The organism is Rummeliibacillus sp. JY-2-4R, from assembly GCF_053847205.1.
The window spans coordinates 1-12,483 of record NZ_CM132623.1; the positions used below are offsets into that span (position 1 = coordinate 1).

Here is a 12,483-nt window from a genome sequence, read left to right on the forward strand (position 1 = left end):
TTGGAACATATTGATGAGTTATGGGATAAAGTACTCTCAGAAGCGAAGCAGAAGATCTCCAAACCGAGCTTTGAAACTTGGCTCAAATCAACGAAACTTTTAGCCTATAAAGGCGATACTGTTACAATTGCTGCGCCCAATTCCTTTGGTCGCGAATGGCTTGAAAATCATTATGTACATTTAATCGCAGCTATTTTAGCTGAAATTACAGGTAAGGATTTGCATATTCGTTTCGTTGTTCAGCAGGATCCGAACTTAGAGGATTTTGATATCCCATCACCTAACATTCCAGAAAAACATGAAGAACATCCTGAAACTTCTTCAGGTATGTTGAACACAAAAAATACATTCGATACATTTGTCATCGGATCTGGTAATCGCTTTGCACATGCTGCTTCATTAGCAGTAGCAGAAGCACCAGCCAAAGCCTACAATCCGCTATTTATATATGGTGGAGTTGGACTTGGGAAAACGCACTTAATGCACGCAATTGGCCATTATGTATTGGAGCATAATCCAAATGCAAAAGTAGTTTATTTATCATCAGAAAAATTCACAAATGAGTTCATAAATTCAATCCGAGACAATAAGGCCGAACAGTTCCGGAATAAATACCGTAGTGTAGATGTACTTCTTATAGATGATATTCAATTCTTGGCCGGAAAAGAATCAACTCAGGAAGAATTTTTCCATACTTTTAATACTTTACATGAGGAATCGAAACAAATTGTTATCTCAAGTGACCGTCCTCCAAAAGAGATTCCTACTCTAGAAGATCGCTTACGTTCACGCTTTGAATGGGGACTTATTACAGATATTGCACCGCCAGATTTGGAAACTCGTATAGCTATTTTGCGTAAAAAGGCGAAAGCAGATAATTTAGATATTCCAAATGAAGTAATGCTCTATATCGCTAATCAAATCGATTCTAATATTCGTGAATTAGAAGGGGCCCTCATACGAGTAGTTGCGTATTCATCACTTGTAAACGAAGACATAACAGCAGAATTAGCAGCTCAAGCATTAAAGAATATTATTCCTAATGCGACACCACGAGCTCTAACCATTTTAGATATTCAAAAGGCTGTTGGTGAGCATTATCATATTAAACTTGAAGATTTTACGGCTAAAAAGCGAACAAAATCAATTGCATTTCCTCGCCAAGTGGCTATGTATTTATCTCGCGAAATGACGGACTTCTCCCTACCTAAAATCGGGGATGAATTTGGTGGACGTGATCATACAACCGTCATCCATGCGCATGAAAAAATATCAACTTTACTAAAAGATGATCAAGGTCTTCAACAAGATATTAAGCAAATTAAAAGTATGCTAGGTAAATAATTTTGCTGTGGATAACCCAAAAGTTAGTAACAAACTTACACACAGTCTATCTACATGTGGATAGACTGATTTTATTTGCTTCAATCAACTTATCCACAAATCCACAGCCCCTATTACTATATCTATTATTCTTTTAAATAATAAATAATAATAAATAATATATAAGTGAGGTCGTAAAAATGAAATTTGATATCATGAGAGATCGTTTACTTGATGGGCTAAATGATGTCATGAAAGCAGTAAGTTCAAAAACAACCATTCCAATTTTGACTGGTATTAAAATTGATGTTTCAACAGAAGGCATGACGATAACAGGTAGTGATGCAGATATTACTATTCAAACATCTATTCCTGTAGAAGAAGACGGAAAGCAATTAATCCACGTAACTGAACCAGGTTCTATTGTGCTGCAAGCAAGAATGTTCAATGAAATCGTACGCAAATTGCCAACGAATGATGTCGAAATTGAAGTTACAGAACAATTTCAAACTAGAATTCGCTCTGGTAAATCAGATTTCCACCTAATTGGACTTGATGCATCAGAATATCCTATGTTGCCTGAAATTTCCCCAGAACGCCAAATCACTTTACCTGCAGATTTATTGAAATCTATTATTAGAGAAACTGTTTTTGCCGTTTCTACAAGTGAAAGTCGTCCAGTGTTGACAGGTGTAAAGTGGCAAATTAAAGAAGATGGATTAGTTTGTATAGCTACTGATAGTCATCGTTTAGCTCGTCGTAAAGTGAAGTTAGAACAATTACCAACTGAAGAAGCAAATGTTGTTATTCCAGGTAAAAGCTTAACTGAATTAAGCAAAATTTTAAGTGACACAACAACTCCTGTTGATATATTTATGACGAACCAACAAGTATTATTCAAAACTTCTGACGTAATATTTTTCTCTCGTTTGTTAGAAGGCAATTATCCTGAGACTGCTCGTTTAATTCCAGATGAATACAATACAACTGTGACTATAAACGGGAAATCACTATTACAAGCAATAGATCGTGCATCATTACTTGCACGCGAGGACCGAAATAATGTCGTTCGCCTTTCGACTTTATCTGATAACAGTGTTGAGATTTCCTCTAACTCACCTGAAATTGGTAAGGTTGAAGAAGAAATTCCTGTTGAAACACTTGAAGGTGAAGAATTGCGAATTTCCTTTAGTGCAAAATATATGATGGATGCTCTAAAGGCAATAGACGGACAAGAAGTTGTCATTTCATTTACTGGTGCAATGCGTCCGTTTACAATTCGCTCAGTTCATGATGATGCAATATTACAACTAATTTTGCCTGTCCGTACGTACTAAAAGTTTTGTTAATATAATTACTACGAAATTATTTCCCAAATAAGATTAGTACCAGGTACTAATTAGATAAAATTAGACAGAATTAGACAAATTATTCTAAGAAGGATAGTCATTTTGGTGACTATCCTTTTTACTTATGCGCAAAAGTTCGGTAAAATAGAAGTAGACATGATATAGAAGCAGAGGATGAAAAATGTGAATGATATTGTATTAGAAAGTGAATTTGTAACACTGGGGCAGTTTTTAAAAATGACCGATGCAATTAGCTCAGGTGGAATGGCCAAATGGTTTTTGCAAGAAAATGATGTCTATGTAAATGGTGAAGTTGATCGAAGAAGAGGCCGTAAATTACATGTAGGAGATTTAGTTAACATTCCAGGATGCGGAAGATTCCGCTTGGTAGAATTGCAGAGCGAGAATTAGCATGTATATTGAACGACTAAAGCTAACCAATTATCGAAATTACGAATCTCTAGATTTATCCTTTTCGAATAAGATTAATGTTTTCATTGGTGAAAATGCACAAGGTAAAACAAACGTTATGGAATCAATTTATGTTTTAGCTATGGCAAAATCACACCGCACGTCGAGTGAAAAAGAATTGATACAGTGGGAGCAAGACTATGGTAAGATAGAAGGTGACGTTCAAAAGAAATATGGTCATCTACCGTTAGAGCTGACAATATCGAAAAAGGGAAAAAAGGCAAAAGTAAATCACTTAGAACAAAGTCGATTAAGTGATTATATCGGACAGATGAATGTAGTAATGTTTGCCCCCGAAGACTTAACTGTAGTTAAAGGCAGTCCTCAAGTTAGAAGACGTTTTCTCGATATGGAAATCGGACAAATTTCTCCAGTATATTTACATGATTTATTGACTTTTCAAAAGTTGCTAAAGCAACGCAATCATTTACTTAAACATAATCAAGGAAAAAAGACATTACACGATGTAATGTTTGATGTTTATACAGAACAATATATTGAAGCAGCTGTAAAAGTTATTCATAAAAGATTCCACTTTATGGAATTACTTCAAGAATGGGCAGGTCCAATTCATTATGGGATTTCTCGGAATCTTGAAGAAATGAAGATTCGTTATCGTCCGGTAAGTGGTATGGAAGCTGAATGGTCACAAGAACAAATGGCTGCTCATTTAGAAAAAAAATTAAAAGAGGCCCTTCCTAGAGAATTAGAAAGAGGCGTTACACTAATTGGTCCACATCGTGATGATTTACAGTTCATTGTAAATGGTTATGATGTTCAAACATATGGTTCACAAGGGCAACAACGGACTACGGCCTTATCACTTAAATTAGCTGAAATAGAACTTATTAAGCAAGAGATTGGGGAAGCGCCTATCTTGTTGTTAGATGATGTCCTTTCAGAATTAGATGATTACCGTCAGTCACATTTACTTAATACAATTAAAGGTGAAGTACAAACCTTTGTGACAACTACTAGGGTAGAAGGTATAGATCATGAAACAATCCAAGAAGCAAAGATGTTTCATGTGAAACGAGGTTCCGTGGATGCTGTGAAAGACTAGTATTCCGCGGATTTTGTAGGTTTAAGAGAATAATAAATAAAGCATACTAATGCCATGAAAGAGTAGGTGGAACAATAATGGCAATCGAAAATAATCAAAATCCTGTTGCTTATGATGCAGATCAGATTCAAGTCTTAGAAGGTTTAGAGGCCGTTCGCAAACGTCCCGGCATGTATATTGGTACAACAAGTTCCAAGGGGTTACATCATCTTGTTTGGGAAATTGTAGACAATAGTATTGATGAAGCATTAGCAGGTTTTTGTACAGAAATCACAGTAGCGATAGAAAAAGATAACTGGATTCGAGTTGAAGATAATGGCCGTGGTATTCCAGTTGATACTCAAGAAAAAGTTGGTAAACCAGCAGTTGAGGTCATTATGACAGTACTTCATGCCGGCGGTAAATTTGGCGGTGGCGGATATAAGGTATCGGGTGGTTTACATGGTGTTGGTGCATCCGTAGTTAATGCACTTTCTGTAGAAACGATTGTTCAAGTACACAGAGATGGACATATTCACGAAATTAGATTTGAACGTGGAAAAACTGTTCAACCATTAAAAATCATTGGGGATACAGACCATAACGGTACTACAACAAGATTTAAAGCAGACAGTGAAATTTTCAAAGAAACTACTGTTTATGAATTTGATATATTAGCACACCGCATTCGGGAACTTGCTTATTTAAATCGTGGCATAGTTATTTCTATTGTTGATGAACGCGGAGATGAAATACGAAAAAACACCTATCATTACGAAGGTGGTATCAAATCATATGTTGAACATATCAACGAGAAGAAAGAACCACTTCATGAAGCAATTGATTTGAAAGGTGAAAAAGATGGCATATCTGTAGAAATTGCTATGCAATACAATTCTGGTTTCTCATCTAATATTTTCTCTTTCGCAAATAATATCAATACTTATGAAGGTGGTACTCATGAGTCTGGCTTCAAAACAGCACTTACACGTGTGATCAATGATTATGCTCGCAAAAATCATTTACTAAAAGATTCTGATGCCAATTTATCTGGTGAAGATGTACGTGAAGGTTTAGTAGCCATTGTTTCAGTTAAACACCCTGATCCCCAATTTGAAGGTCAAACTAAGACAAAATTAGGGAACTCAGAAGTAAGTACTATTACAAATTCATTGTTCTCAGAACGATTCGAGAGATTTTTATTAGAGAACCCAACCGTTGCAAGAACAATTGTAGATAAAGGTTTAGTTGCATCACGTGCACGTGTTGCAGCGAAGAAAGCACGTGAAATGACACGTCGCAAATCAGCATTAGAAGTATCAAGCCTACCAGGTAAACTAGCCGATTGTTCTTCACGTCATCCAGAAGAATGTGAAGTTTACATCGTTGAAGGTGACTCTGCAGGTGGTTCAGCAAAATCAGGACGTGATCGCCACTTCCAAGCAATTTTGCCACTAAGGGGTAAAATCCTAAACGTCGAAAAAGCTCGTTTGGATCGAATTTTATCAAATGCTGAAATTCGAGCTATGATTACAGCAATTGGTACAGGAATTGGTGATGACTTTGATTTAGCAAAAGCGCGTTACCACAAGATTGTAATTATGACAGATGCCGATGTCGACGGTGCTCATATAAGAACTTTATTATTAACATTCTTCTTCCGCTTTATGCGACCACTTATTGAAGCAGGTTATGTGTATATTGCACAACCACCACTTTTTAAGGTGGCTCAAGGTAAGCATGTAGAATATTGTTACAATGATAAAGAACTACAAGAGATCTTAGAACGATTACCAAAACAACCTAAGCCAGGCATTCAGCGATATAAAGGTCTTGGTGAAATGGATGCAGAACAGTTATGGGATACAACAATGGACCCAGACCACAGAGTATTACTACAAGTTGAATTAGATGATGCTATAGAAGCAGATCAAACATTCGAACAATTAATGGGTGATGATGTAGAACCAAGACGTCAATTTATCCACGAAAACGCTGTTTATGTAGAAAACTTAGATATCTAGTAATTTCCGAAGGGAGGTCAGCACTTTGTCTGAAACAAACAACTCCGGTGTAAAAGGAGTTAATATTACTAAAACAATTAAAACTTCATTTTTAGATTATGCAATGAGTGTTATCGTCTCTCGTGCTTTGCCAGATGTCCGTGATGGCCTAAAACCAGTACAACGACGTATTTTATACGGCATGCAAGAATTAGGTAGCACATCAGATAAACCATATAAAAAATCAGCTCGTATTGTTGGGGATGTAATGGGTAAATACCATCCCCACGGTGACTCTTCAATCTATGAAGCAATGGTGCGTATGGCGCAAGACTTCAGTTACCGCTACATGTTAGTAGATGGTCATGGTAACTTTGGTTCTGTAGATGGTGATGGTGCTGCAGCAATGCGTTACACTGAATCTCGTATGTCTAAAATTTCAATGGAAATGCTGAGAGATATAAATAAAGATACAATTGATTATCAAGACAACTATGATGGAAATGAAAAGGAACCAGTAGTGTTACCAGCACGTTTCCCTAATTTGCTCGTCAATGGTGTTTCAGGGATCGCTGTAGGGATGGCAACAAACATTCCACCTCATCAATTAGGAGAAGTAATTGATGGCGTTTTAGCTGTCTCAAACAATCCAGCGATAACAACAGAAGAATTAATGGAAATCGTAACGGGACCTGATTTTCCTACTGGCGGTATTATTTTAGGTAGAAGTGGTATCCGCCGTGCTTACGAAACTGGCCGTGGATCTATTGTAATTCGTGCACGAGTAGAAATAGAGCAAAAATCAAGTGGTAAAGAAGTAATTGTTATACATGAACTTCCTTATCAAGTAAACAAAGCGAAACTAATTGAAAAAATAGCAGAACTAGTACGTGATAAGAAGATTGATGGTATTACAAATTTACGTGATGAATCAGACCGTACAGGAATGCGTGTAACTATAGATGTGCGCAAAGATGCGAATGCAAATGTCGTATTAAATAACTTATACAAACAAACTGCTATGCAAACAAGCTTTGGTATTAACATGCTAGCTCTTGTTGATGGCCAACCAAAAGTATTGAGTTTAAAAGAAACTCTTTACCATTACTTAGAACATCAAAAAGTTGTTATTCGCAGACGTACAGAATTTGAATTGCGTAAAGCTGAAAACCGCGCTCATATCTTAGAAGGTTTACGTATTGCGTTAGATCATATTGATGAAATTATTAGTTTAATCCGTGCATCTCAAACGACGGAAGAAGCAAAAAATGGCTTAATGGAAACATTTGATTTAAGTGAACGTCAAGCTCAAGCTATTCTAGATATGCGTCTACAACGTTTGACTGGTTTAGAACGTGATAAAATTGAAGCAGAATATCAAGAATTATTGGCACTAATAAAAGAATTAAAGGAAATACTCGCAGATGAAACGAGAATTCTCCAAATTATCCATGATGAACTACTTGAAATAAAAGAACGCTTTAACGATGCAAGACGTACTGAAATTACCTCTGGCGGCATGGAAATGATCGAGGATGAAGATTTAATTCCTGTCGAAAATTCAGTAATCACAATAACTCATAATGGCTATATTAAACGTCTTCCTGCTAACACGTATCGTAGCCAACGTCGTGGAGGACGTGGGGTACAAGGTATGGGGACGCATGAAGATGACTTTGTAGAACATTTACTATACACATCAACCCACGATACAATTCTATACTTTACTTCAAAGGGTAAAGTATTTAAGACAAGGGGCTATGAAATTCCAGAGTTTGGACGTACAGCTAAGGGTCTTCCATTAGTAAATTTACTGAATGTAGATAAAGGTGAAAAGGTAACTGCTGTAATCCGGGTACCATCTTACGATGAGGACGCATACTTTGTCTTTACCACTCGTACAGGTGTTACAAAACGTACACCACTATCAAACTTTGCCAATATACGTACAAATGGATTAATTGCGATTTCATTACGTGAAGATGATGAATTAATATCAGTTCGCTTAACAGATGGCAAAAAGGAAATTATTATTGGTACACATGATGGCATGTTAGTTCGATTTAATGAAGAGGACATTCGATCAATGGGGCGTACTGCAGCGGGTGTTCGAGGGATTAGACTAAGGAAAGAGGATTTTGTTGTTGGAATGGAAATCCTTGAACCAGGTCAGGAAATCCTTGTTGTAACTGAAAAAGGCTATGGTAAACGTACTCCAGAATTAGAGTATCGACTACAAAATCGTGGTGGCGTAGGAATTAAAACTTGCCACATTACGGATAAAAACGGTCCATTAGTAGCTGTTAAGACAGTTGATGGTCAAGAAGATATTATGCTTATGACAATTAACGGAATGCTTATTCGTATGGATATTGATGATATATCAATAACAGGGCGGAGCACTCAAGGTGTTCGTTTAATTCGCTTAGCTGATGATGAACTTGTTGCAAGTGTTGCAAAAGTTAAAAAAGAATCAGATGAAGAAGTGTTTGAAGAAAATGATAGCGAATTAGATGAATCAGAAACATCAGAAGAACAAGTTACAGATGACGAAACTACTGACATTGCTAATAATGACGAAACAACAGAAGAGTAATTAGTATGTTAAAGATATATTAATGAGAAGAGGAACGCATTTGCGTTCCTTTTTTATTTGTAGACTTTAGTCTGTTGATTTTATAGCCATGTGCTGAGTAGGCTGTAGAATAGTCTTTAAGGAGTTTAATACCTCTTCTACTGGCTGGAAACCACCTTTTTGAATACAAGCAAGTCATTTTTTTTAGTGTTGTAATTTCTGCCTCTTTATTTCCTGGGGAAGGATTTTCTTATATGGATTGATTACTTTTATAAACCAGTATTTGAAACCATCGATTAATTAAATGAATGATATACTTAAAAGGTCTTTGTAAATACTAATTAATGGATTTTAATATAAGGCTAAATGAGCTATCACTTCCTCCGTTTGAAACCATCCTTAAATATGAAACTCATATATAGCAATCTCTACACAGTGGAATACGTTTATGCATTTGAATGCCTCTTGGAGAAGTTCTAGTCCTGTTTTCATTTCATAAGTGGTTTCTTAAATATTATGAAATTCAACTCTGTAAAAATTGATTTAATTGTTATTGAACAAGTATTACTATTGCAATTGAAAAATAACTTGGTTACATTAAATCCTTTATATAATAAAATAGTCTAAAAGGAGGAATTTTAATGGATGCTAAATTAGTAAAAGTGTCAGAATTGCGTTTGGGCAGTATTATTGCAGAGGATATTATAGCTAATACAAATTATCCTATTATTAATAAGAATACGAAGGTTACTCGTGAACATTTACCAGTATTAAAGGCTTTCCAAATTCCACAAGTACCAGTATTTATTTTTTCTATCGAACATGTAACTGAAAAACAACAAGAAAATAACACAATTACAATTGACACAGAAGATAAGAATAATGAAGTTTACATACCTCCGTTTGAAAGAAAGTATCACGATGTTGTAGAAAAATTTAAATTAGAGTTTTTAAAATGGGAATCTGGTAGCAGAGTAGATATTACGAAAATAAGGGCAACTATTATACCGTTAATCAATGATATATTAAAAAATCGGGAAATAATATTTACTTTAAATGAGCTTTCTAATAGCAAAGATTACATTTACCACCACTCTGTAGCTTTAAGTTTAATTTGTGCAGTTATCGCACAAAAGATGGGATATAGCAAGGGGGACATTCTTCAAATTGCAATAGCAGGTGCGGTTGCTGACTGTGGTATGGCAAAGATTAATAAAAAGGTAAGAGATAAAGGTGGGCTTTTAACAGAGTTTGAATTTAAGGAGATAAAGGAACATCCTTATTACAGTCTTCAGATGATTAATGGTATATCAATCATAAAGAAGGACATGAAAATAGCAGTATATCAACACCACGAGAGATTAGATGGTAGTGGTTATCCACGGGGAGATAAAGGAAATACTATTTCAATATATTCTCATATAATTGCTGTAGCAGATGTATTTCATGCGATGACATGTGAAAGAGTATATCGCGCAAAAGAATCTCCATTTAAAGTTTTAGAAATGATACGTGAATCTGAATTTGGTAAATTCAATATTAAAGTCGTTCAAGCACTAATTACTTGTGTAATGGATTTGTCATTAGGGACAAAAGTGAAGCTCTCAAATGGATATAAAGGATTTATTGTATTTACTAATAAGAATTCTGTAACAAGACCGGTTGTCAAACTTGAGGAATCTAATAAAATAATTGATCTTACAAAAAATAGAGATATTTATATTGAACGGTTAGTTTTAAAATAATAAATAAAACCCTATTTCCTTTATAAATATCTTAATTTATGATTTTTATTATTGACATAATAGTATTAGGTAGATATAATATAAAAGTCGCAAATAAGTGATGAATAATTTTATATCAACTCTTTCAAAAATATCGTTTTAAAAAAGATATTGACGTTAAAAGACTATAATGATATAATAATTAAGTCGTTAAGATAACGACACGATATGAACCTTGAAAACTGAACAAGCAAGACGTTAATCAATAAACTTTGTTTGCTAACTTTTGTTAGTGACAAGGACAAACTATAGATATCATCTTTGATGATACGCTAGCAAAGCTAATGAGCTTTCAAACTTTACTTTTATGGAGAGTTTGATCCTGGCTCAGGACGAACGCTGGCGGCGTGCCTAATACATGCAAGTCGAGCGAATGACGAGGAGCTTGCTCCTCTGATTTAGCGGCGGACGGGTGAGTAACACGTGGGCAACCTGCCCTGTAGACTGGGATAACTTCGGGAAACCGGAGCTAATACCGGATAATCCATTTCACTTCATGGTGAAATGTTGAAAGGCGCTTTCGCGTCACTACAGGATGGGCCCGCGGTGCATTAGCTAGTTGGTGGGGTAACGGCCTACCAAGGCGACGATGCATAGCCGACCTGAGAGGGTGATCGGCCACATTGGGACTGAGACACGGCCCAAACTCCTACGGGAGGCAGCAGTAGGGAATCTTCCACAATGGACGAAAGTCTGATGGAGCAACGCCGCGTGAGTGATGAAGGTTTTCGGATCGTAAAACTCTGTTGTAAGGGAAGAACAAGTACGTTAGGAAATGAACGTACCTTGACGGTACCTTATTAGAAAGCCACGGCTAACTACGTGCCAGCAGCCGCGGTAATACGTAGGTGGCAAGCGTTGTCCGGATTTATTGGGCGTAAAGCGCGCGCAGGTGGTTTCTTAAGTCTGATGTGAAAGCCCACGGCTCAACCGTGGAGGGTCATTGGAAACTGGGAGACTTGAGTGCAGAAGAGGAAAGTGGAATTCCAAGTGTAGCGGTGAAATGCGTAGAGATTTGGAGGAACACCAGTGGCGAAGGCGACTTTCTGGTCTGTAACTGACGCTGAGGCGCGAAAGCATGGGGAGCAAACAGGATTAGATACCCTGGTAGTCCATGCCGTAAACGATGAGTGCTAAGTGTTAGGGGGTTTCCGCCCCTTAGTGCTGCAGCTAACGCATTAAGCACTCCGCCTGGGGAGTACGACCGCAAGGTTGAAACTCAAAGGAATTGACGGGGGCCCGCACAAGCGGTGGAGCATGTGGTTTAATTCGAAGCAACGCGAAGAACCTTACCAGGTCTTGACATCCCAGTGACCGCTCTAGAGATAGAGTTTTCCCTTCGGGGACATTGGTGACAGGTGGTGCATGGTTGTCGTCAGCTCGTGTCGTGAGATGTTGGGTTAAGTCCCGCAACGAGCGCAACCCTTAATCTTAGTTGCCATCATTTAGTTGGGCACTCTAAGGTGACTGCCGGTGACAAACCGGAGGAAGGTGGGGATGACGTCAAATCATCATGCCCCTTATGACCTGGGCTACACACGTGCTACAATGGACGGTACAAAGAGTCGCTAACTCGCGAGAGCACGCTAATCTCATAAAACCGTTCTCAGTTCGGATTGTAGGCTGCAACTCGCCTACATGAAGCCGGAATCGCTAGTAATCGCGGATCAGCATGCCGCGGTGAATACGTTCCCGGGCCTTGTACACACCGCCCGTCACACCACGAGAGTTTGTAACACCCGAAGTCGGTGAGGTAACCTTTTGGGGCCAGCCGCCGAAGGTGGGATAGATGATTGGGGTGAAGTCGTAACAAGGTAGCCGTATCGGAAGGTGCGGCTGGATCACCTCCTTTCTAAGGAATATTTCGGAATAGAGAACGTGGTTCTCTAAGATTAACGCTTGCTGTTCAGTTTTGAAGGCTCATCGCTTTCAAAAC

General features: G+C 37.5%; 7 protein-coding genes and 1 rRNA gene. All 8 read left to right on the forward strand.

The annotated features are described in order from the left end of the window. Entirely contained in the window at window positions 1–1,344 is a 1,344-nt protein-coding gene (gene dnaA / locus ACWV26_RS00005; protein WP_455896392.1) for a chromosomal replication initiator protein DnaA, read from the forward strand. Between the two features lie 179 nt (window positions 1,345–1,523). Continuing rightward, on the forward strand, window positions 1,524–2,660 hold the full coding sequence (dnaN, locus tag ACWV26_RS00010) for a DNA polymerase III subunit beta (protein WP_455896393.1): 1,137 nt from the start codon (window positions 1,524–1,526) through the stop codon (window positions 2,658–2,660). A 186-nt stretch (window positions 2,661–2,846) separates the two neighbouring features. Next, complete coding sequence (gene yaaA, locus ACWV26_RS00015) at window positions 2,847–3,083, forward strand: S4 domain-containing protein YaaA (RefSeq protein ID WP_455896394.1); 237 nt, start codon at window positions 2,847–2,849, stop codon at window positions 3,081–3,083. Window position 3,084: 1 nt separating this feature from the next. After that, window positions 3,085–4,206 (forward strand): DNA replication/repair protein RecF, encoded by a 1,122-nt coding sequence (recF, locus tag ACWV26_RS00020; RefSeq protein WP_455896395.1) that lies wholly within the window; start codon window positions 3,085–3,087, stop codon window positions 4,204–4,206. Between the two features lie 83 nt (window positions 4,207–4,289). Next, on the forward strand, window positions 4,290–6,209 hold the full coding sequence (gene gyrB / locus ACWV26_RS00025; protein ID WP_455898308.1) for a DNA topoisomerase (ATP-hydrolyzing) subunit B: 1,920 nt from the start codon (window positions 4,290–4,292) through the stop codon (window positions 6,207–6,209). 25 nt (window positions 6,210–6,234) lie between these two features. Then, the gene (gene gyrA, locus ACWV26_RS00030; protein WP_455896396.1) at window positions 6,235–8,784 is read left to right on the forward strand and encodes a DNA gyrase subunit A; all 2,550 of its coding nucleotides are present in this window, start codon (window positions 6,235–6,237) and stop codon (window positions 8,782–8,784) included. A gap of 620 nt (window positions 8,785–9,404) precedes the next feature. Next, window positions 9,405–10,508: an HD-GYP domain-containing protein gene (locus ACWV26_RS00035; RefSeq protein WP_455896397.1), complete on the forward strand. Its 1,104-nt coding sequence runs from the start codon at window positions 9,405–9,407 to the stop codon at window positions 10,506–10,508. Window positions 10,509–10,851: 343 nt separating this feature from the next. Beyond that, window positions 10,852–12,399: ribosomal RNA gene (locus tag ACWV26_RS00040) — 16S ribosomal RNA — on the forward strand. The last annotated feature ends 84 nt before the right edge of the window (window positions 12,400–12,483 follow it).

Coding starts and splice junctions, on each gene's coding strand:
- dnaN (WP_455896393.1), top strand. CDS start 1,524: ATGAAATTTGATATCATGAGAGATCGTTTACTTGATGGGCTAAATGAT.
- yaaA (WP_455896394.1), top strand. CDS start 2,847: ATGAAAAATGTGAATGATATTGTATTAGAAAGTGAATTTGTAACACTG.
- recF (WP_455896395.1), top strand. CDS start 3,085: ATGTATATTGAACGACTAAAGCTAACCAATTATCGAAATTACGAATCT.
- ACWV26_RS00035 (WP_455896397.1), top strand. CDS start 9,405: ATGGATGCTAAATTAGTAAAAGTGTCAGAATTGCGTTTGGGCAGTATT.